Raw genomic sequence first — 20,215 nt, forward strand, 5'->3', positions numbered from 1 at the left:
GTCGAAAACATTCGTGCTTTCATCGTACAAACGTAAAATGGAGACAATATCGGTTCTTACATTATAATTATAATAAATTACTCCCCAAATAAAAAGTAATATGCAAGGGTAATTTGCAGAAAATTGCAATTTAAACGTTTTCGAAAGTTTTGGGGTCTGTCCCCGTACAATTTCCAGTATCCTCTTGACGAAGTGAAATATACCAAAAAGAGGTTCCATCGATGACATTCATCATCTGTTGGGAACCTCTTTTTTGCTATCTATTTAGTTCTAAGTTCGTATTGCTGTCGAATGCCTGTTACACGCTTCTTTACTCTTTTCATGACACGAAGCGTTTTATAAATGAATATAACTAGAAAAATGATTACCGGGGTTGTGTGCATCCCTTCCTGCTCTCCAAGTGACACTTGGATCGTTTGCCACAGCAAATAAAAAAAAACACAACGAATAGAGTGATGACTTTTAACATGTATGGACTCAACAAATCTTTCATCTGTTCCTTTTCTTCATATGACAGTTTCATAGGCAGACTAATGGCTTGTGGGTAATAGTAAGATGGCACTGACAACACAACAAAAAAAGCACTTATCCCGGGCAAAAGATAAATCAATCCTTTTCCGCCCTCACTTCTTACCTCCCCGTTCAACCCAAAGTTGCTCGGGATCTGGTCAGGCAGTAAGGGCCAGTAACTCATAGCAAGACCAAACATGGCCAAAACCATAATGCCATTAAACACGAATAAGAAAATATCACTTTTTTTCATTTCTGACCCTTTCTTATTTTCTAGTGAAAAACAGTGGTTGATAAAGTTCGGGGGTCAGACCCCGCACAATTATAAAAACCCTCCGCTTCCCATTCGAATCATTTCATTTACTACAAAGGAAAATGCACTGAGGAAGGCAAGACCGATTAAGAATCCCCTTAGTTGCAACGCAAAAAACATTTTCCAAGACTTCCTTCTTTCCCGAATGAAGAAAACCGCCTGTACGATTGGAGAAATAAAAAACCACATGATACTTGAAATCAACACAAATTCTCCTTGGCTTTCTACAAAAGGTTCCCTCTCCTCCTCTTGCTCTACCAAAAAGCTTTCGTATGCTGTGTTTACGTGGTCTGGCATGGACTGATACTCAGCACTACTGATCGGATAAAACTCGTATTCCCAATTCACGTCCCCCACAGGCTCATCCATCTCAACATTATAGGGCTGAAAGTATTCACCTGCTTCGATAAAATGCCAACCTTCAAAGGGGTGAAGAGGTTCTCCTGTTTCAGCAGATAATGGTTCAATTTTATAGATAGCCAACAATGGTTCGTTCATATGATTTTTTAGATAAAACTGAACCCTGTATATTTTATTAAATCCTAAAAAGCCCACGTTACGTTCACTTTGATTCAAGTAAGGCGTAACCCGCCCATCTTCTCCTGCTGCGACTCGTTCTGCTTGACGCTCGTCAAACCGTTCATGCCATTCGATTTTATCGTACTCAGCTATGACAAAGATCAAGCCGATGAAAAAGAAAATCAAAATCGATTGATGTACAGGCGCAAAAAGGTGCGGTTGAATCTTAAAAAATTTCCGAATGTCAGGATTCATTCCATAGCGAATGCCCGCAATCAATACACCTGAGAGAACACCACTTACAATAATCGTAGGAAGAAGGGGAACTAAAGTAGCATAAGACTGGGGAAAAATTAATAAAACGATGAAGCTAAGTGCAACTACAACAATGAGTAATACCATCGATACCATTATTTCTGTTCTCCTTGTCTTTCATGATCTTCGAGCTGATATGGAATGCCGTTTAGGTTTACCCATGCTTCGAGTTCATGTTGGGTTTCATCCACATGGTCATGAGCGACCATGAATGTATACTTACTTTCACTTACTCTTGGAGGTTTGTGTGTGATCACAACCGCTCCTTCGTTCTTTTTAAACGTGATAAGCCGAATGTAGTTTACTGGAAATTGGCCAAAACGCCCCACACGTATCTCTTGGTCGTGAATTCTCATGGTTGCGTGCATGAGTTTCGTGTGAGGTAAGATCAGCCTAACGGCAAGACAAACCATACCAATAGTAAACATAGTGATCGTCACTGCATTTATTCCATCACGATAGGATAGGATAGCGGAAACCCCTATTAATGAAAACCCAAGATAGGAAAAGACTTTTAATAATGCAGTCGACCGCCCGGGCACTTCATATGTATCGATTACTGGGCGATGATACGTTTCTTGTTCTCCCGATCCACTCGCTCCAAGTACTGCGGTGATTTTATCGTCAACACTCTCTAAAAACGAAGCGTGATACTTTCCTTCTATCCTAGTTCTCAACTTTAATATGAGTGGATAAAAAAGAAAGAAGGTTACAGCGGGAAAGACAAGTGTGTTCATGGAGATCCCAAAGATCACCAACACGAGAAGAAAAACCGGGATCGTAAAGAAGATATAGTGAAGAATGGTCTGGTATCCCTTCACCTTCCCTCGGTCCTTTTCTTTTACAGAGACTACTTGGTGGTGACCCTGCTCTATAGAGGCCATTTCACAATGAGTGCTCATGAGTCGATCCAGGTTTGAATCTCTTGTTTTTCTCACATCAGCGAAACCTCGAATGAACCAGTCCATAAAGAACAATTCTTCGTCTACTCCCTGATTCCATTTGTCGGAAACCGTATAGATGGTTGCTTCGGCGTGTTGAGTCCGAAGTTTATCCATTCTGTCATAGTAAAGCTTCCAGAACACTTCCCAGTGGCTCACCACCTCTTGCCGTAATCCATCTTTAATTACGTTCGTTTTCCTTAGTTTCCTCTCGTCATTCCTACATGTTTTCAGCGCATCCAACAGGTGATCGCTCGGATGATCAGAAGGGGAAGGCGGATACCCTTTCTTTTGTTGCTCAAAGGCTTCCTCTAAGAAGATTAATCCGGTCAGATTACGGTGAATGGCTACTACCTTATGGATTTCACTAATCACAGCCTTGTCTTTCACACTGTTTCCTTCACTGTCTTGTACATCAAACTCTTGGTAAAAGGTCAGCTGAGGTTCAAAGCAAGCACCCATCATCCAATATGTTTTGTTTTGAAATTCAATCTTCTTGCTTTTATGTATGGGTAAAATGTCATTCCCTGTTTCCCGATACGCTTGGCTTTCTTTCCACCTTGCTCGTTTAAACCACGTCACTCTCGTCTCCTCCTCACAGTTAATACAGTCTATCTTACTATAGGAGACTACCAAACTGTAAAAAACCAGTAGAATTAGGTCGAACTAACCAAAAACGTTCAGGGGTCAGACCCCGCACAATTTTTCTTAACAATTATTTTACATACATTTTTCTGAACAAATCTGAATTTCAACCGATAAAACTATATGTGAGTATAAAATCGAGAGACCAACCGGAGGACAACCATGACAATGACAGAAGTACAGCAATTATTCCCTAGTGTTGACGGGAACGAAATGGATAGAGGACAACTATTAGAACATATCCACTATATTCTTACTGAAATCGATGCGTTAAAAAACCCTGAAAAGCTGACATTAGGTACCATGCCTAAGTACGATCAGTCTTATTATCAGTCGCTAACAGTTAAAGCTTCCATTCCTGAATCTGGTTTTTCGATTGACCATACAATGAAAGAGTTACTGGACATGAGCCAAGGTCATCGTTTTGTAAATCGTAATTACGTTGCGAATGCTGCGCCTCTACCAAACACCGCTAGCATTTTAGGAAACTTCATGATGGTTTTATTAAATGGAAACAACTTATGGGATGTGGAAGGTCCTACAGCTGCAGCGGCTGAAGTAAAGACGGTATCCATGCTTTCTAAAATAGCTGGATATGACCCTTTATTGAGCGGCGGATTTACAACTTGGGGCGGTCAAGGAGCCGTGTTTCAATCATTAAGACTAGCTATATCCAGGCAATTTCCAACATCTAACCAAACAGGGACGCCACCAAATCTCTATTGTTTCGCCTCAGAGTTATCTCATTACAGTTTATACAAGTCAGTTGAAGCAACCGGCATAGGTACGAATAATCTTATCCGCATTAAAGTCAATGAGGATTTCTCTATGGACTTGATCGATCTTGAGCAAAAAATGGAAGAGGTCATTTTAAATGGAGGTAACCCCTTCTATGTTCTTGCAACAATGGGGACTACAGATACATTTGCCATAGATGATATTCAAGGAGTCAAAGACGTTACAATGAGACTAGCAAAGAAACACCCTATCTCACCAGCATATATTCATGCCGATTCAGCCATGGGGGGAATGTATACCTTTTTTAATCAGTATGATTTTAAGTCAAACCCTTTATCTTTTAGCGATACAACTAGCGGTGTGTTAAAGGGTTATCAATTGAAAATGAAGGCCATACATGTTGCAGATAGTATGGTTTATGACTTTCACAAGCTTGGGCAAACACCTTATATCTCAAGTGTATTTCTTGTGAAAAATAAATTTGATTTACAATACCTTAACATTGGGGAAGAAGAAACACCTTATGTTGGCAATCGAGCGTTTGGTACGTACCACACAGGGTATACACTCGAATGCTCACGAATGGGTAGCTCCATTACGATTTACGCGTCCCTTTTAGCATTGGGAATGAAGGGGTACCAAACGCTTTTGGCTCATTATATTGACGTCAACATAGCGTTTAGACAAGCATTGACAGATACATTTCCGAGTGTAGCCATCACCAATTCCATTTCTCCTATCACCACGTTTCGCTTTTATGAAGCTGATCCTATGTGGTCCTTTGAACGTCATGGAGGGTTGACAATGGAGAAAATGAACGAGATTAATCTATTTAATGAAAAGCTCTCTGATCAGTTTGGAGAAAATAGAGATGATATCTATTTTGGTAGTACAAAAAAACAGTGCCTTGTTCAAGCAAGTGATTCGACTAGCGTCCCAATATTTGCTCATAAGTTCTTCGCTATTTCCCCTTACACTACTGTAAAAGATATACACGTTTATATGCATTTTCTTAAAGAGCACCATGACAATGTGGTAAAAATGAATGTCATCGTGTAACCACTGTTCTTCATCTTGGCCGTTTTAAAAAAACCGCTTGAATCCGATCTGAGCACGATCGGTTTCCAGCGGTTTATTTACTTTTGAGTTAGACTTTTAACCCTGTGGTCATAGATTGTAGGTCTTTTGCGAGCTTGTTAAGCTCTTTTGATTCACTTGTTAACCCTTCTGTTACGTGTAATTGGTTCATCGTACTCTTTTCAATTTCACTTGTTCGAGCCGAATGATGTTGCGCAATGGTAGTTAGATCGTTGATGGAGGCAGACGCTTCCTGTGTCCCTGCTGAGATTTCTTGAGAAGCTGCAGCCACACTCTCGATTTGAATAGCCATTTGCTCGGAGTACTTATTCATGCTTTCAAAGATGCTTTGAGTAGCGTTTGCTATTTCTTTTCCCTTGTTAACTTCTTTGGTACCCTTTTCCATAGAAACAAAGGCACTGTTTGTTTCTTGTTGAATTTCTTTTAGGATGTCCCCAATTTTCATTGTAGAATGACGGGATTCTTCAGCCAGCTTTCTTACTTCTTGTGCTACGACTGCAAACCCTTTACCGCCTTCCCCTGCTCTTGCTGCTTCTATAGCAGCGTTTAGGGCTAGAAGGTTGGTTTGTTCTGATATTTTCGTAATGACATCTAAAATATTTGTAATTTCATCAGAACGAATTTTTAATTCTTCTACAATTTTTCTTGAGTGATCAACGGAATGATGGATCATTCTCATTTGTTCACTCACTTCCTCGATGGACTTTACACCTTCATTAGCAGAGGACGTCAATTCCTTTGAGGTTTTTGTAACTTCATATGTAGCACTTGCAATTGAACCGATTTCCGATGCAATTTGTTCAACGGCACTTGCCGTTTCCATCATGGATATTTCTTGTTGTTTCACGCCACTTGCCATGGTTACGACATTTTCATTTACAAAAGTAGAATCTTCATTTAGTTGGGTCGCCCCCTCGGCCACAGTAGTAGAAGAGTGAAGGAGTACAGTTGAAGTCTCTGCAATTTTACCCAGCATCCCTTTTAACTCCGAAGCCATCTTATTGAATGCTTGATTCATTAGACCAAGGTCATCTTCTCTTGTAGGTAAGGAAATATTCAAATTCCCCTCCCTTAGTTCGTTTAAGCCTGTCATTAATTCCTTTAATGGTTTAGACCTGTTTCTCATCCAGATTACCTGAATGATGATGGCAATAATAATAGCTGGAATGAGTATGATTAATGAACTTGTGATAAACAGAGCTGTCCCTTCACCTACTGAGCTGGCATCCACATCGACTGCGAAAAAGGCAAAGATATCTCCTTCATTGTTAGTTAATGGATATAGTGCTGTAATCCATGTTCCAAATGGATCTTCATAGATTTCGGAAACAGCCACTTCGCCTGATTGGTTCAACCTCTGTATCGATTCTCTAATATCAAGAGGATGTTCCCACAAGTCCCCCACTGACACCCCTCCAGCAACGAGCTCTTCCGTAATATGAGTAGGTGTACCAATAATGGCTGATTGTCCCTCTTCATTAAGGTCAGTGCTAAAAATATACCCCTGAGCGACATTGGGGTTACTCATCGATATAGAATCAAAAAAAGCTGTCAGCTCCTGTTGTGGCTGAGATTCGTAAGACATAAGTCCAACCGCAGATTCAACTGTAGATAGGTTTAATTCCTCTCCCCAACTCTCAACCACCCTTGACGCTTCTTCTTCAATTTGAGTGGTCAATACCTCCCTTTGTACAAAAACATTTGTAATAATTAAAACAGTACTAATGAGTAGCATCATAATGACGCTGCTCAAAATAAGCTTCGTAACAAATGGAAGCTTCTTGAAAAAAGACATGTTTTCTCTCCTGTCGCCTTCTTGGCTGGTTTGTAGAGGCAATCCCTCTAATAACTATATCGTCAAAAACCCAACATCTTTTATAAGTAACTGGTTATATCAATAAAGAAGTCCTACATATTCAAAACGCTCAAACGTTCAGGGGTCAGACCCCGCACAATGTGCTCTGTTCGCTTGACACATTAAAAAGGTTTGAGGCGAATGGGCCTCAAACCTTTTTAATCATCCTTTAAGCGTTTGGCGAAGGGTGTTAATCTCACTAATGATTCGTTCTTCATCAATGGTAAGGCATTCCCCTTTTTTAACAACTTGAACACCGTCAACGAATACGTCACTCACGTCATTTCCTTTTGCTGCGTACAACAGGTGTGACTGAGCTTCTCTCACAGGTTGGAGGTGAGGTTTAGCTGTTGGATCGACCGTAATGAAATCCGCCTTTTTCCCCACTTCCAGGGATCCGGTTTGAGGCATGCCGAGTGCTTCTGCACCTATACGGGTCGCAAGGGACAACACAGTCTCCGTCGGGAGGAGCGTCGTATTTTTATGGGTTCCCTTTTGAAGAAGCGCTGTAATTCTCATTTCTTCAAACATATCAAAGTTGTTGTTTGACGCGACCCCATCTGTGGCAATCCCCACTTTTATCCCTTGATCGAGAAGACTGGCTACATCCGCCACTCCTGAACCAAGCTTCAAATTACTAACTGGATTGTGGGCCACTCGAACGTCTTTTTCTTTTAACACCGCCCGCTCCTCACTATTTAGGACCACACCGTGTGCCATAACCGTTGGCACGTCAAACAGCCCGCTACGCAAAATATGTTCCACTGGTCTAGCCCCATAGCGCTTCTCAATCTCTTCAATTTCACCCTCTGTTTCAGATACGTGGATGTGCCCCATAACACCGTTCTCTTTCGCCATTCGAGCACACTCCTCGAGCGCCTCAGGACTGCACGTATAGGGACTGTGCGGAGCAACCATTGTCGTTAGTCGTCCGTCTGCAAAATGACGGTAGGTTTTAGCAAATCGTTCTGCCTCTTGTAAATTGGCTCTTTGTTCTTCTTCGGTCCCGAAGCTAAACACCGTGTGGGAAAAAGCACCGCGAATCCCGGTCTCACTAAGTGCATTCATAATACTGTCACTATCGATTCCCGTTGGATTGAACATGTCTGAAAAGGTCGTCGTACCGGACTTTAGCATCTCCAATACGCCCAACAAGGCGCTCGTTCGGCCAATTTCCGGGGTGAACTGCTGCTCGAGAGGCCATATTTTTCTCTCCAGCCACGGCTTTAACAGCATGTCGTCCCCAATTCCACGAAGAATGGTCATCACAATATGAGAGTGGGTATTGACTAGGCCAGGCATCACCCACTTCCCTTTTAAGTCAACAACCTTATCGGCTCTGCTCTCTTCCTCCGGGTTTTGGTCACCTATGTACGAAAACTCTCTTCCATCCACAACGAACATGCCGTTTTCGTAGCAATCATGCTCACCATTTATCGTAAAAATCCTTCCATTTATATATGCAGTTTTCACAAAAATATCCTCCTATCTGTCTCACCTTGTTAGTATTTGGTCATTGGGAGAAGTTATTCCTTTTCCTATTTTGTCATACCATAAGGTAACTGTTTGCCACAAGTAAAATGGGGAATACTTATGATATGGAAATTACTGTTACTTAAGGAGAGGAACCAATGACTTTACTTCTACCAGACTGGCTTTATTTCATTTTCCGCCTTGGTCTGATTGTCGTGTTTGCTCTTGGATTCAGTGTGATCTGGACGTACGTGTTTTATAAACTTACAGGTAACCCGAGAGGTTGGAAAATCTCTTTAATGATCGGGATTTGTACATTCGCATGCCTCGTTTTGTTTGAGAGTCAATTCGAGCGGCACTATGTAGAACAAAATGAATCTGTTGTTTCTGGAAGTGGTAAAGTGATGGCTGCCACAAAGGGGAACGAAATTGTCGTAACAAACGACCCAAATACCGTCATTCTCACTTCCCGTCGTTTAGCCGAAACGAAGGAGTACGAATTTCAAACGAATGATTTATTTAATGTGGCCATGACACTCAACTACGCAGGAGAGCGCACGCCACTCGAGTACCTCCAAAGCATGCATGCCGATTGGGCTCATCAGGATTTTGAAACGATCGGACCCTATTTCACCTCTGCCACCTTCTTTCGCGATGTGTTTGAAAAACAAGCGTCAGACCTGCTTCAAGAAGCGCTCTTAAACACTTCTGCGTCAGAGCTCACGGAAGAAAAAATGGAAACGATCATACATGATATTAAAACATCCCTCCCACACGGTGACTCGATCACCCTTACCCTAACCACATGGGAAATTCTCGAATAACTGACAAGGGACAGACCCCGGGAAATGATTTCCGAAGGCACTGAAAAAGTTTGATCTTTAACTTTTTCAGTGCCTTCGAAGCAATGAGCGTAACGGTTGCCTGTTTTAAAAGCCTTATACGAGTGGGTTTCTCGTATCAGGCGCGCAACCGAGTGGAGCCATTGCCATTCAAATAAAGGCAGTGAAAAAGTCGGGGTGTACTTTTTCAGTGGCTTCATCCATTTCCCGGGGTCTGGCCCTCTGATCATACAATCACACACTCATTTTTTCTTTTTATGGTATTGTTGAAGTGATTATTAAATTGAGGAGTTGTAAAGTTAGGTGACCATTCAAATTCATGAATTATGGAGCACAGTAATCAATTTGGCACCTCTCTTCGTTATCATGGTGCTGCTTTATTTTATAAGTGAACGATTTGTCCACGAACATTCTTCTAAACTAGTTAAACGATTGAGGTACATAATTGTAGGGGCTCTGTCTATATTACTTGCTATATTCATAGAATCAACGTATGAGTATTACTTTATTTACGGTAATGAAACCATCATTACAGGTGACCAAAAAGTCATAATGGCTAAGAGTTCTAATCACATGGTGTATACCACCGATGACGACTTGATCGTTGCTGAGTTAAATAAAATTCAAGAAAATCCAAAATGGAAGTACACGTTATCTTCCAGAGAGTCCATCACTGTTCACGTCTCTATCCTTATAGGTGAACCAGATATCCACTCTGCTCGGCAGATGTACACCGACTGGACAAAAGCCAGTGATGAACAACAATATGGACGCTTCCTTCCCTACTGGTACTTCATCGAAGACCTCGACCGTTTGGAAGGAACCCTTGGTAAACATTTGAATAAAGTTAAATCCTCCGAAGTGTCAAAAGACCTTATTGAGGAGATCCTTTATTCCACCCCCGTTGGTGAGCCCCAATATGATCAATACATATCCATTACTTTAGAAGATTACACTGTTCATTAGCATGTGAAAAAATCACAGAGGGACAGACCCTCTGTGATTTTTTCACATTTCGTACCATTTAGGAATCGTGCGCGTAAAATGGTCGTGATCGTCAAGCACTTCATAAGTACGATCTAAAAACATCCGCACTTGAGACGGGGTGTGTTCCTTGCACCACACAATAGCGGACACGAGGTGCATGGCACTATACAAAGCATACAACTCCCAAAACCGTTCGTGATTGTCTTCCTCTTGAAGATATCCATCGACTACGCCTCTCGTAAACGGCACACTTACTTGTTTGGAAAAGAAGCCAAGTTTATGTAAATCATGAAGAGGATCGCCCCAATCCATTCGTTGAAAATCGATAATTCCAGAAAAGGAACGGTCATGGATTAGGATATTCGATGGGTGGAAGTCGTCGTGTTGGAACCGATTCGGCCTCCCCTTTAATAATCCTACATTCCTATGAATGTAGTTTCGTAAGGTGTCTTTGATCGTGAATTCCACGTCTAGTGCTTCCAGCTTCTTTAAGTACCGGTCGCTCTTCTTCTTTTTTACCACTTCCCACGGCAAAACATCCGCCGGTGGTTCCAGTGCATGAAGCTTCTTCAATTCCCTTCCCGCCACCATACCGATTCTATGTTGATCAGCAGCAGGCAACCGTTTAAGCGCTTCTTCACCGTCAACACCTGGCAAATAGGTTAATACCAAGTATCCTTTTCCCGCTTCCTTACACCTACCGTAATTAATTACCTTAGGGACCTTTTTTGATAACACCGACACTCGTCGAGCAGTCTCAAATTCTTCTATTCTATTAGGAAGGTTCTCTTCAGGGAAGAGTTTGATCAAATACGTCTCATCAACGACCACTTTCTCATCCGTGGAAAACCCTTTCTGAATAGGGCGGATGGTTTTTGCATTCTTGATCAATGAAAGATCCATTCGCTCAGCCTTCATCATGCCACGACTCCTTTACTTCCCATTCAGGATAATGGGTCACTTCAAGTTTGAGCCCTTCTTTCTTTAACCACTCTATTGCCTTCACTACAAGTGGCGAGACACGGCCTGGATCAATCTTCAGCACGTTAAGCCAAGCAGTACCTTCAGAATCCTGTCCATCAAAAAAAACAAGATCTTCCTTAGCATCCTCTGTTCTTCTTACCAAATAAAACACAGCAATATGGTGGATTCGATTCACATCCTCCCATTCCCACGGCATCATAAAATCAAATGTCCCGATCTGGCCCATAACCTCACCTCGCATCCCCGTTTCCTCATAAAATTCGCGACATACTGCATCTGTTAACGATTCATCCTCTTCCAATTGACCACCGGGTAAATCATACCGATTCGCATAGAGACCAAGACCTTTTTTGATCACTAATAACTGATCGCTTTCAACACATATCCCATATACACCAAACGCTCGATGAAAACCGTTTTTCCCCATCACACAACACCTCCCATTATGTTAAACGTAACACGTGCGTCACATTAGGAAACTCATCACAGCTCGTAAATCCGCAGCGTCTGTAAAAGAGATCCGCTTTCTTTGTGTCTGTATAAAGGGTCAATACGTTAAAGTGCTCTTTTCCATGACGAACTAGGGCCTGGAGCAATGCGTTTCCCACCCCTCTTCCACGATAAGAGGGGCTCACATAAAATCGCCTGACTCTCCCAATTTTTTCGTTTAAAAGATAAGGATCTCTATTTAACCCACCAACAGCCACCACTTCTTTGTTTGGAAAAAAAGCAGCCATTAACACCTCACCAGGTTGATCAAACCGGTTGGATCCGCTTTCGTACTCGTCCACAAGCCTCCTTAGAAACCGAAACCCTTCACGTTCACTTTCTTCAAGTAACGGCTTTATTACATCCACTCCATGGACCACCCTTATATCCACGTCACACACCACTCCCCCAAAACATAATAAATCCTAGCTTCTTTTGCGACCAAAAAATGACAGGGCATTTATCATAACATTCATACATCTTAAAAATCTATAAAAAATATCCGACAAGGGACAGACCCTGGGAAATCATTTCCCGGGGTCTGTCCCTTGTCCCTCATTACTGAGGGGCTGCTTTTTTTGCTTTGAAGAACAGGTACAATACGATGAGCGCAAAGCCCCCAAGGGTTGAAACACTCAACGCGATTAAATGTGTCTCTTCTTGAAATTGCATCTGACTCAACACCCATTCCGGCACTAGGAGCACAAGAGCAACAAAGATCAAGATCCACGTCTTACTCCAAATAGACATGAAGATAAGAAGTCCCATTGCAAGAAGGAAAACAACGACTCTCGCCCATTCAGGAAACACAAACGTCGGTGTAACCACCACTTGATTTAAGAAAATCAACGCAAGAAACAACACACCAGGTACCATCCCTACTGGCAGAAAAACGAAGAATTCTTTTTTCTTTGATAGTGTTCTCGCAGACAGGTACTTTAACGTAACCGCAACACCCAAGAGGTACGCTAAAGCAATAATCGGGTATCCGATGATCTGTAATAAAGAATAGGAGAGATCACCACGAATGGCATCCCCCATTACAATAAAGGATAATCCACCTGCAATAACGAGAGCCCCAATGTTAAACACCGACTTCACATCCACATCCATCTCACCGGATAACTCTTTCATATATTTTTTGGGGCTTTGGCCAGTTATGTGGCTCACATCTTTTCCGTCTTTCTCCGCTTCATGCAGGTGATCCCTCAATTCTTCTACCGTTTCATTGATCTCTTTTTCTTTCTTCCCACTGGCAATAAGGTACGTTTTTAGATTCGTTAAAAAGGCTTCACTCCCTAGCGATAACTTGCTCATTTCTCTTCCTCCCTTAGCAATTCATTTACACTTCCCGACATCTTAGTCCATCTCTTTTTGAACTGTTCAAGTTCTTCCTCACCCTTATCCGTGAGAGAATAATATTTTCGTTTTGGCCCTCCAGACGGCAACGGTTTTTGCGTGGTTGTGACCCACCCTTCTTTTTTCATACGTAAAAGTAACGGATAAATACTGCCTTCACTGACCATTGAAAAACCGTAGGAATCGAGCTTCTCAATCATTTCATACCCGTATACATCTCCCTTACCGATGATCGACAGAAGGCATCCTTCCAATATCCCTTTTAACATTTGACTGGAACTCATCACACACACTCCCTTGTTTTACAAGGTAGTAAAGAATAAAAAAAGACCTTCAACTACATTGTATTACAATATAGCCAAAGGTTACCATAAAATAGAATTTATTCAAGAAGATTTTTCCTTTCTCTTTTTCCGCCACACGATCACATACTGGCACAGAAAGCTCGTTGCTAATCCGGCCCAAAAAATCGTCAACGAAGACAACAAACTTCCACCCATAGTGATGTCGTACATGGAATCAATAAACAATAAAATAAGAAAAACATAAAACCCGATTACCGCCGCTTCTTTCCATGCCCGTTGCTCATCATTTGTTGCTTGTTTAAAAAACATCGTCCACACTCCCCCATTATTTCCCCGACTGACGGTGATAATTTCGTATAATCATTCCTTGCGAACGCTGCATCCCGAGTCGCTCGTAAAAGGGCTGAAGCTCCTCGTCACACATCACGTCAATCATATAAATCCCCTTCAACTCCTCCAGCATCCGCTCAACCAACGACTCACCAATCCCTCTTTCTTGATATTCAGGAACCACTTCCAAAAACGGAATATAGCTACTTAGCACCCCGTCGGTGATGGCGGTGATAAACCCGACTACGCGGCCATTGCTTTCATCGATTGCCAAAACCCGTTTATCACTGTTCTGGAGTAACCGAAGATGCGTCTGTGGATCAGGCACATCGGGCCACCCAACAAAGAAGCCAGTCAACATGCCCTCGTGGATCCCGTCTACTCCTGTTTTGTATACAATCACTCTACCATCCCCCTTACTTCATTTTCTTCATGACGATCCTTTCCACAATCGACCACGGTACGATCGCCTTAAGGAAAACACCAACCTTTACACCTTTTCCTACTTGATAGCGAAATTTCGGCCTTTCTCTCTCACAAATCCGCTCAATAAGCCCCACCACATCCATTGGATCAGCGGCTTGTTCAACCGTCCGTTTCGCATTTTCATAGAGTTTCATTATGTACGTGCGATAGTCGCTTTCTTTTTCCACATCGATTCCTGACAGTCCTTTCTCCCAAATCCCCGTTTGAAAAGAACCGGCTTCAATTAAGCTCACATAAATGCCAAAAGGGAGCAACTCCAATCTTAGGGACTCACTAAAACCGGCAAGAGCATGCTTTGACGTAACATAGGGAGCAAGTCCGGGGAAACCGAAGCGCCCGCTGATACTACCCAAGTTGATGATTTTCCCACTTTTGGCCTCTCTCATCATTGGAAGAAATGCTTTTGTGACGCGAATAGCGCCTACCACATTCGTATCCAGCTGCTGCTGCCAAGCCTCCATTTCAACTAGCTCTGTCATTCCGCCCGTTGAAAATCCTGCATTATTAATGAGAACATCGACTTTGCCGAAACGGTTTTTGACCTGTTCAGCGAACACGTCAACCTGGTCTTGGTACGTCACATCTAAAAAGTGAAGCTCCACGAGATGTTCACAACCTCGTTTAACCGCCTCAGCCAATAGTCTCTCCTTACTCTCTTGATTGCGTACCGTCCCTACTACCTGGTACCCTTTCTCAGCCAGGGCGAGCGCAGTCAAAAAGCCAAACCCTGAGCTCGTCCCTGTAATCACAACCACTTGATTGTCCAACTGCCTTACCCCTTCTTTGCCTCGTTCTTTCCTTTTTTCCACTCCCGTGCGTTCACCGCCAATCCAAACGCACCAACAACGGTAAAGAGAATCGGCATCATCACGTACGACCCTTCCATATCTTCAAAAAGGAGTCTGTAAATGCCTACGCCTAAAATTAAGAGGCACCCTAACGTACTAATCAACATTCTCGTTTGATTGTTCATTTCCTTTCACCTACCTGCATCTCGATTTGCACTTTTATGTAGAGACTGTGCCTTACCATCCTCATCATAATTCGGGTCTTTTTATACCCACTATTTCGGCTATGTATAAACTATATTAATCGTACCATAATCATCATTCGTTGTTTGAAAAATCATTTTTTTCAAATATTCTTTTGTAAACGTATAAAGCTGCACTAAGTACTCACCTCGGGCCAAAAAAACGAATAAAAGAAACCACCTCCTAACATTTACGTTAGAAAGTGGCTTCTTACGTTCATTATTTTATAAAACGATGATTCCCAATGGTTTTCACTTCTTCGCGGGCGTGCATGAATTCACTGTTTGATGTGCTTGGGTTAAAAAAGAACAAGGCATTAGGCACGTGGTTCTCTCCTCCAAGGGCTCTCTTTGCTGCATTGATCGGTCCATTTTGAGGAACCGCCGTAGCAAACGAACCGTTCGTTACAGGAGCAAACTGATTGTTTTGATGAAGCACTCCATGTACACTATTTGGAAACTGGCTGCTTGACACGCGGTTTAACACCACGTTTGCGACCGCAACTTGCCCTTGTAGCGGTTCACCTCGTGCTTCCAAGTGAACGATTTTGGCTAAATCAACCAGTTCTTGTGACGGAATTACAACCGCTTGGCCGACCTGCAATTGGTTTACGTTTGTGATGGAACGATTAAAGGCACGAAGCATCTCTTGAGACAGGTTATGATTGGACGCAATGCGGTAAAACGTATCTCCTGATTGAACCTGGTAAACCGATTCCCCCTGAACGCTTGGCGTCGGCGCTGGTGCCGGAGCCGGACTTGTTTCTGTTGGCTCATCATTACCACCTGGAACCACAATCACTTGCCCTACTCGGATCAGATTTGGGTTTGTAATGGATGGATTGAGCTCGAGCAAATGGTTGACCGTCGTCTGATGACGCCTAGCAATGCTAGTTAGCCCATCTCCGGACTGGATCGTGTATGTACCGGACTTGTTCGTTTGTCCGCCTGAATCTCCTTGACCTTCAGTAACCTTTAACGTTTGACCAACATGGATCGTGGTGGAAGATAAGCTGTTTAACGCCATCAATTCGTCAACAGTAAGACCATTCGAGTTGGCAATTCGCCAAAGGGTATCCCCCGAACCGACCGTTACGCTGGCGGACGTAATGGCATGTCCTCCTCCAAACACCATAACTCCTGCTAATGCGAGTGAAACCATTTGTTTTTTCATTCTTTCCCTCTCCCCTGTGTCTAATTGTTGTGCAACCAACTTATTAGAGAAAAAAGGCGGATAATCCTTCCAAATGGTGTCGACTTAACCTATTTTTAATTGTTTTGTAATATTTGTTGTCATTTTACAGAGACTTTTTTTTGCGTTAGAGCCTAAAACTCCGCAGCCCGCTGCTCCCTTTCTTTTGTAAAAATTAAGAGTGAGTAGAGTTTAAAGAATAAGCCTTTTATTCTATAGACTTTTTCTTTTGGGTAAAAAGCATTGCCCTTCGAACATTCCGGCTACACCTATTCACATGAAATACAAATCGTCGATGACAGTTAAGAATTCACACGAATATGTGGCTACCAGAAAAAATTTAAAATTTCCTCTTGAACCTACAGTTACGTGAGGTCCTATAATAAACGTATACATTTACTTGGGAGGAATTGGTATGAACAAGAAGAATACATTTTCCATTGGTGAGTTTTCAGAAAAGACAGGGGTATCTATACGAACATTACATTATTACGATGACATCGGTCTACTTCAACCAGAAAAGAACCCTTCTTCTGGACATCGTATTTACAAGTATCAAGATATTATCCTGTTACAAAAGATTATTAGTTTAAAGATACTCGGATACAGCCTCGATAAAATAAAAGATCTTTTACATGAAACGAGCTTTACCGTTGAATTAAATGATAGTTTATCTCTCCATATACAAGCATTAGAAAAAGAGAAGGAACAACTTGAACGATCCATTCAATCCATTCAACGAGTGAGCAGGATTGTTGAGGAAGAAGGTGAAGTAGATAGTGCGATATTATTTAGCCTTATTCACGAGACACATATGGAGAATATGCATAAAGAGTGGATGGAACAGCACCGGTTAACAGATGTGGCTAAAGAGATAGAGAAGAAGCCCGTGGACGATAAATTAGCGTTAGATCAAACCTTTATTCAATTGTCTAAAAACGTCAAACAACTTTACGGAAAACCGGTGGACGACCCCAACGTTCAAGCAGCCGTTAAGGACTATCTAGAAGCGTCGTTCGCATTCTTCGGCGAGGACCTTATGCAAAAATTAGCCGACACGGAAATGGAAGAACAGGACATTCAACAGTTAGAAAACATGGCCCCCTCCCCGTTTACTGAAGAAGAGCAGATTTGGCTCACGGAAGCGATGGATTATTATGTGAAACAAGTAGAAGAAAATGAATCTCGTTGATACTTGGACGTTGAAGGAGCTTTAAACCTATTTTCGAAGAAGAGGTTGGAAAAGAACGAGAAAAACAGGTGCTAGACACTGGAATTGTACAACGCACGATTTACGGTAAGGAGTAATTTCATTTCTCGTAGCTCTTCAACTATCCTCTTAACAAGCACACCCGATCGAAAAAATGGAGTTGAAACGATCATGAACGTTACGGAGTTTACAAACGAAAAGAATTGGATCGGTGGCTACTACGAGCTTTCCACTGAATTTCATCCAGCGGGAAACGACAAGCGAGTAAATGACGCTCTGAAGGCACTAGAGAAATGCCACTTCTTTGATGGGCCATGGGAAAAAAGAGAAGACTTCCAAAAGGAAATCATTTCTTTACCTATCCAAATTGAAGAAGACAGTGTTACCTCTTTTTACGGAACAATGACTTCTTCTGATGGTAATACGTTACCTTGCTTACTATCGATCACCAGAAACGACGAGTCCGATTGGTTGGACATTTCGATTCCACAAGCCATGTTTGAGAATCTGTACCTTTATGACTATCCACTGACAAAAGAACGGAACCCTTGGTTAGAAATCGTGGATGAGACATTCACATTATTAGCAGAGGCCATCTATCACGTTTCCCCATTCGACTTGGCTATGATTGGTGAAGAGATCTCAGGTTATGTAAACCAAGGTAACATTACCGCTGAATCCTTAAAGAGAATGACGTTTATTCTTCCAATTGAACTGCAAAACAGCTTAGGAGTAAAAGGAAAGGGGAAAAAACTATCTAATCAATTGGTGTTGTATGAGGTTTAAAGGCGTGGAAGTATTAAATAAAATGAGTATTTCGCTAGCTCAGACAATGAATAATTTTAAAAAAGCATACTAGACATCTGCTTTTTTTGATACTTTCTTATTGAACTAACGCTTCCGTTCGTTCAATAAGCCGATAGTAGAAACAGTAAATGATGAAGATGTAAGACAGATAAAAGCAAACAACAACTAATAACAAAATCGATCATAACCAAGTGAATCATCACGGACAATCGCTCCCGTTTAAGTAGAACTTTTAATTTAAATGCTCTAGTCTATATGATTTTATTTCCTTTACTTTTCCAGACCTTGCAGCATTACTAAACATATATACATCGCAGAAATCAATTTTTGTACCACTTGCTAATGAAATCACACCATTTATTGAAGCGAATTTCCCGTGAGTTATCACTTGGTAAATTTCAAGGCAATCAATAATGTTTTTATTTTCTTCCTGCAAAGTAGTAATGAATGAACATTGCCCTTCTATTTTTTTATTATCTTTTAATTGGAACCATATAATAGATTCATCGGCATATTCCTTAATGATTTCATTTTGCTGTTTTAATATAGCTACTGTAAGATCAATAACTATTTGTTTTCTTGGGGCATTATCACATCCTTTTGGAATAATGAGCTTCATATCCTCTGGGGAACCGTTCACTTAATTCACCTCTTGAAAGACCTAATTATAATAGGTTTATTTTACTTGTGTTTTGAACAATCTTTATTTAAAGCAATAATAACCAACATTCGATCTTCACCTAATGCACCCGTTAATTTAACAAACGTCAATACTTTTTGTTTGCATAGCTTCTTGCCATTGATGAAGGGAAAAATTTTATTTTATATTTCTTTTTAAGTTCATTCTTTACTTTCTCTGATAATTTAGCACCTTGTTTATTATGTTCTTCTTCCATTGCAATACCATTGAAAATTAATTTATCTATATCCCAGTCAATCCATTCTCCGTACTGAGTTCCCCATTTCATCAATTCGCTTTTTAATTCATTTGAAATGGGAAAGACTTCTAAATCAAGGTTACAACCGCATTGATTGCACCATACAGAGTCAGCTCCGACATCACCTTCAATTTTTAACTCGTATGTTTCTTTTTGCTCGCAAAAGCAATGCATCTATTAAGTCGCTCCTCTATATTTCAATGTTCCTTCTTCAACTAATCTGTGCCGTTAGACGAATAAGAAATGAACGACAAAGCGATCGTTATAATTTAAATCATATTATTTAATGATAACCATTGTTCCAACCGTTGTACTCCAGTATTATAATCAATCTCTTTATTGTCGATAGAAAATATTCTTGTTCCAAATAGATCTAATGTTAATTCATCTTTAGGGGTAATATTTTTAAACCCATACCCTTGAAAATCAAAGAATATATCCCATACATCTTCTAATTGTCTTTTAAAAGCTATCGCCTCATAATCATAGTTATCTTCATAATAACCTAAATGCAGATGATGTTTATCATCATACGAAATATCCATTCAGTACCCCTTTTTCTTTATCTAGAATTATTAATTCGGTAGTTGGAATCAAATTACCTTCTTCCACTGTGGCCTTGCTCGAATTGTTCATCTTTACTTATTAGCGTAATACTTGTTATACACTCTCATTTCACAATCATCGTTATCTATGCATAACCAAAGTTTCATCTTTTTTTCGTTCCCGTCACCTTCGTCAGTAGTAACCGTCTTATACTCAATCTCTTCCTCGTTTGTGTTCCCGCACTCATAACATTCTCTAGCCATTTCATTCATCCTCCTATTCTTTTACTTTAATAGTCTTCCT

24 protein-coding genes are annotated in these 20,215 nt (G+C 41.2%); 5 read left to right on the forward strand and 19 right to left on the reverse strand.

Annotated elements, in window-relative coordinates; translation table 11 throughout:
* Window positions 1-364: 364 nt before the first annotated feature.
* From G476_RS0112150 to G476_RS0112160, 3 genes are all read right to left on the reverse strand, one after another.
* Window positions 365-763, reverse strand: a complete 399-nt coding sequence (locus G476_RS0112150) for a DUF1648 domain-containing protein (protein WP_026690346.1) — start codon at window positions 761-763, stop codon at window positions 365-367.
* Between the two features lie 69 nt (window positions 764-832).
* Entirely contained in the window at window positions 833-1,753 is a 921-nt protein-coding gene (locus G476_RS0112155) for a hypothetical protein (RefSeq protein WP_026690347.1), read from the reverse strand.
* Window positions 1,753-3,180, reverse strand: a complete 1,428-nt coding sequence (locus G476_RS0112160; protein WP_026690348.1) for a hypothetical protein — start codon at window positions 3,178-3,180, stop codon at window positions 1,753-1,755. Before G476_RS0112160 ends, G476_RS0112155 begins: the two co-directional genes overlap by 1 nt.
* Window positions 3,181-3,411: 231 nt before the next feature.
* Here G476_RS0112160 and G476_RS0112165 point away from each other — a divergent pair, with 231 nt between their 5' ends.
* On the forward strand, window positions 3,412-5,040 hold the full coding sequence (locus G476_RS0112165; protein WP_026690349.1) for a pyridoxal phosphate-dependent decarboxylase family protein: 1,629 nt from the start codon (window positions 3,412-3,414) through the stop codon (window positions 5,038-5,040).
* Window positions 5,041-5,128: 88 nt separating this feature from the next.
* Here the strand turns inward: G476_RS0112165 and G476_RS0112170 are convergent, their stop codons facing one another.
* Both G476_RS0112170 and G476_RS0112175 read right to left on the reverse strand, forming a co-directional pair.
* Window positions 5,129-6,874: a methyl-accepting chemotaxis protein gene (locus G476_RS0112170; protein ID WP_026690350.1), complete on the reverse strand. Its 1,746-nt coding sequence runs from the start codon at window positions 6,872-6,874 to the stop codon at window positions 5,129-5,131.
* 222 nt (window positions 6,875-7,096) lie between these two features.
* Window positions 7,097-8,407 carry an amidohydrolase family protein gene (locus G476_RS0112175; RefSeq protein WP_026690351.1) on the reverse strand — a complete coding sequence of 437 codons (1,311 nt, stop codon included), beginning with the start codon at window positions 8,405-8,407 and terminating at the stop codon, window positions 7,097-7,099.
* A gap of 158 nt (window positions 8,408-8,565) precedes the next feature.
* Here G476_RS0112175 and G476_RS0112180 point away from each other — a divergent pair, with 158 nt between their 5' ends.
* Both G476_RS0112180 and G476_RS0112185 read left to right on the forward strand, forming a co-directional pair.
* Complete coding sequence (locus G476_RS0112180) at window positions 8,566-9,231, forward strand: hypothetical protein (RefSeq protein ID WP_026690352.1); 666 nt, start codon at window positions 8,566-8,568, stop codon at window positions 9,229-9,231.
* 321 nt (window positions 9,232-9,552) lie between these two features.
* The gene (locus G476_RS0112185; RefSeq protein WP_026690353.1) at window positions 9,553-10,215 is read left to right on the forward strand and encodes a hypothetical protein; all 663 of its coding nucleotides are present in this window, start codon (window positions 9,553-9,555) and stop codon (window positions 10,213-10,215) included.
* A 42-nt stretch (window positions 10,216-10,257) separates the two neighbouring features.
* Here G476_RS0112185 and G476_RS0112190 read toward each other — a convergent pair whose 3' ends face one another.
* The 10 genes from G476_RS0112190 to G476_RS22900 form a co-directional block, all read right to left on the reverse strand.
* On the reverse strand, window positions 10,258-11,157 hold the full coding sequence (locus tag G476_RS0112190; RefSeq protein ID WP_035186447.1) for an aminoglycoside phosphotransferase family protein: 900 nt from the start codon (window positions 11,155-11,157) through the stop codon (window positions 10,258-10,260).
* Complete coding sequence (locus G476_RS0112195; RefSeq protein ID WP_026690355.1) at window positions 11,144-11,647, reverse strand: NUDIX hydrolase; 504 nt, start codon at window positions 11,645-11,647, stop codon at window positions 11,144-11,146. The genes G476_RS0112190 and G476_RS0112195 overlap by 14 nt, the downstream gene beginning before the upstream one ends.
* Window positions 11,648-11,663: 16 nt before the next feature.
* Window positions 11,664-12,077 (reverse strand): GNAT family N-acetyltransferase, encoded by a 414-nt coding sequence (locus G476_RS0112200; protein WP_051314777.1) that lies wholly within the window; start codon window positions 12,075-12,077, stop codon window positions 11,664-11,666.
* A gap of 190 nt (window positions 12,078-12,267) precedes the next feature.
* A complete protein-coding gene (locus G476_RS22895; RefSeq protein WP_051314778.1) occupies window positions 12,268-13,026 on the reverse strand; it encodes a DUF1129 family protein in 759 nt (252 codons plus the stop codon).
* Window positions 13,023-13,352, reverse strand: coding sequence for a PadR family transcriptional regulator (locus G476_RS0112210; protein WP_026690357.1), 330 nt, complete (start codon window positions 13,350-13,352; stop codon window positions 13,023-13,025). Before G476_RS0112210 ends, G476_RS22895 begins: the two co-directional genes overlap by 4 nt.
* Before the next feature lie 102 nt (window positions 13,353-13,454).
* On the reverse strand, window positions 13,455-13,682 hold the full coding sequence (locus G476_RS0112215) for a hypothetical protein (RefSeq protein WP_035186450.1): 228 nt from the start codon (window positions 13,680-13,682) through the stop codon (window positions 13,455-13,457).
* 16 nt (window positions 13,683-13,698) lie between these two features.
* Window positions 13,699-14,103 (reverse strand): GNAT family N-acetyltransferase, encoded by a 405-nt coding sequence (locus G476_RS0112220; protein WP_026690359.1) that lies wholly within the window; start codon window positions 14,101-14,103, stop codon window positions 13,699-13,701.
* Window positions 14,104-14,119: 16 nt separating this feature from the next.
* A complete protein-coding gene (locus G476_RS0112225) occupies window positions 14,120-14,998 on the reverse strand; it encodes an SDR family oxidoreductase (protein WP_084405725.1) in 879 nt (292 codons plus the stop codon).
* A complete protein-coding gene (locus tag G476_RS0112230; protein WP_026690361.1) occupies window positions 14,962-15,162 on the reverse strand; it encodes a hypothetical protein in 201 nt (66 codons plus the stop codon). Before G476_RS0112230 ends, G476_RS0112225 begins: the two co-directional genes overlap by 37 nt.
* Before the next feature lie 277 nt (window positions 15,163-15,439).
* Window positions 15,440-16,393, reverse strand: coding sequence for a LysM peptidoglycan-binding domain-containing protein (locus tag G476_RS22900; RefSeq protein WP_051314779.1), 954 nt, complete (start codon window positions 16,391-16,393; stop codon window positions 15,440-15,442).
* Window positions 16,394-16,826: 433 nt separating this feature from the next.
* Here G476_RS22900 and G476_RS0112245 point away from each other — a divergent pair, with 433 nt between their 5' ends.
* Complete coding sequence (locus G476_RS0112245; protein WP_026690362.1) at window positions 16,827-17,603, forward strand: MerR family transcriptional regulator; 777 nt, start codon at window positions 16,827-16,829, stop codon at window positions 17,601-17,603.
* Between the two features lie 189 nt (window positions 17,604-17,792).
* A complete protein-coding gene (locus tag G476_RS0112250; RefSeq protein ID WP_026690363.1) occupies window positions 17,793-18,407 on the forward strand; it encodes a hypothetical protein in 615 nt (204 codons plus the stop codon).
* A 253-nt stretch (window positions 18,408-18,660) separates the two neighbouring features.
* Here G476_RS0112250 and G476_RS0112255 read toward each other — a convergent pair whose 3' ends face one another.
* From G476_RS0112255 to G476_RS23585, 4 genes are all read right to left on the reverse strand, one after another.
* Window positions 18,661-19,068, reverse strand: a complete 408-nt coding sequence (locus G476_RS0112255; protein WP_026690364.1) for a hypothetical protein — start codon at window positions 19,066-19,068, stop codon at window positions 18,661-18,663.
* Window positions 19,069-19,195: 127 nt separating this feature from the next.
* Window positions 19,196-19,540 (reverse strand): hypothetical protein, encoded by a 345-nt coding sequence (locus G476_RS0112260; RefSeq protein ID WP_026690365.1) that lies wholly within the window; start codon window positions 19,538-19,540, stop codon window positions 19,196-19,198.
* A 95-nt stretch (window positions 19,541-19,635) separates the two neighbouring features.
* The gene (locus G476_RS0112265; protein WP_026690366.1) at window positions 19,636-19,911 is read right to left on the reverse strand and encodes a DUF3986 family protein; all 276 of its coding nucleotides are present in this window, start codon (window positions 19,909-19,911) and stop codon (window positions 19,636-19,638) included.
* A 93-nt stretch (window positions 19,912-20,004) separates the two neighbouring features.
* Window positions 20,005-20,175, reverse strand: coding sequence for a hypothetical protein (locus G476_RS23585; RefSeq protein ID WP_205620296.1), 171 nt, complete (start codon window positions 20,173-20,175; stop codon window positions 20,005-20,007).
* Window positions 20,176-20,215: the final 40 nt, after the last annotated feature.

Origin of the sequence: Alteribacter aurantiacus DSM 18675 (genome assembly GCF_000429705.1) — a bacterium.
GTDB lineage: Bacteria > Bacillota > Bacilli > Bacillales > Salisediminibacteriaceae > Alteribacter > Alteribacter aurantiacus.

Bases quoted from the DNA above. Each gene is read 5' to 3' on its own strand.
- G476_RS0112195 (WP_026690355.1), bottom strand. From the start codon at position 11,647: ATGGGGAAAAACGGTTTTCATCGAGCGTTTGGTGTATATGGGATATGT.
- G476_RS0112165 (WP_026690349.1), top strand. From the start codon at position 3,412: ATGACAGAAGTACAGCAATTATTCCCTAGTGTTGACGGGAACGAAATG.
- G476_RS0112265 (WP_026690366.1), bottom strand. From the start codon at position 19,911: ATGGATATTTCGTATGATGATAAACATCATCTGCATTTAGGTTATTAT.
- G476_RS23585 (WP_205620296.1), bottom strand. From the start codon at position 20,175: ATGGCTAGAGAATGTTATGAGTGCGGGAACACAAACGAGGAAGAGATT.
- G476_RS0112260 (WP_026690365.1), bottom strand. From the start codon at position 19,540: ATGCATTGCTTTTGCGAGCAAAAAGAAACATACGAGTTAAAAATTGAA.
- G476_RS0112190 (WP_035186447.1), bottom strand. From the start codon at position 11,157: ATGATGAAGGCTGAGCGAATGGATCTTTCATTGATCAAGAATGCAAAA.
- G476_RS0112245 (WP_026690362.1), top strand. From the start codon at position 16,827: ATGAACAAGAAGAATACATTTTCCATTGGTGAGTTTTCAGAAAAGACA.
- G476_RS0112230 (WP_026690361.1), bottom strand. From the start codon at position 15,162: ATGAACAATCAAACGAGAATGTTGATTAGTACGTTAGGGTGCCTCTTA.
- G476_RS0112250 (WP_026690363.1), top strand. From the start codon at position 17,793: ATGAACGTTACGGAGTTTACAAACGAAAAGAATTGGATCGGTGGCTAC.
- G476_RS0112170 (WP_026690350.1), bottom strand. From the start codon at position 6,874: ATGTCTTTTTTCAAGAAGCTTCCATTTGTTACGAAGCTTATTTTGAGC.
- G476_RS0112215 (WP_035186450.1), bottom strand. From the start codon at position 13,682: ATGTTTTTTAAACAAGCAACAAATGATGAGCAACGGGCATGGAAAGAA.
- G476_RS22900 (WP_051314779.1), bottom strand. From the start codon at position 16,393: ATGAAAAAACAAATGGTTTCACTCGCATTAGCAGGAGTTATGGTGTTT.
- G476_RS0112180 (WP_026690352.1), top strand. From the start codon at position 8,566: ATGACTTTACTTCTACCAGACTGGCTTTATTTCATTTTCCGCCTTGGT.
- G476_RS0112150 (WP_026690346.1), bottom strand. From the start codon at position 763: ATGAAAAAAAGTGATATTTTCTTATTCGTGTTTAATGGCATTATGGTT.
- G476_RS0112155 (WP_026690347.1), bottom strand. From the start codon at position 1,753: ATGGTATCGATGGTATTACTCATTGTTGTAGTTGCACTTAGCTTCATC.
- G476_RS0112210 (WP_026690357.1), bottom strand. From the start codon at position 13,352: ATGAGTTCCAGTCAAATGTTAAAAGGGATATTGGAAGGATGCCTTCTG.
- G476_RS22895 (WP_051314778.1), bottom strand. From the start codon at position 13,026: ATGAGCAAGTTATCGCTAGGGAGTGAAGCCTTTTTAACGAATCTAAAA.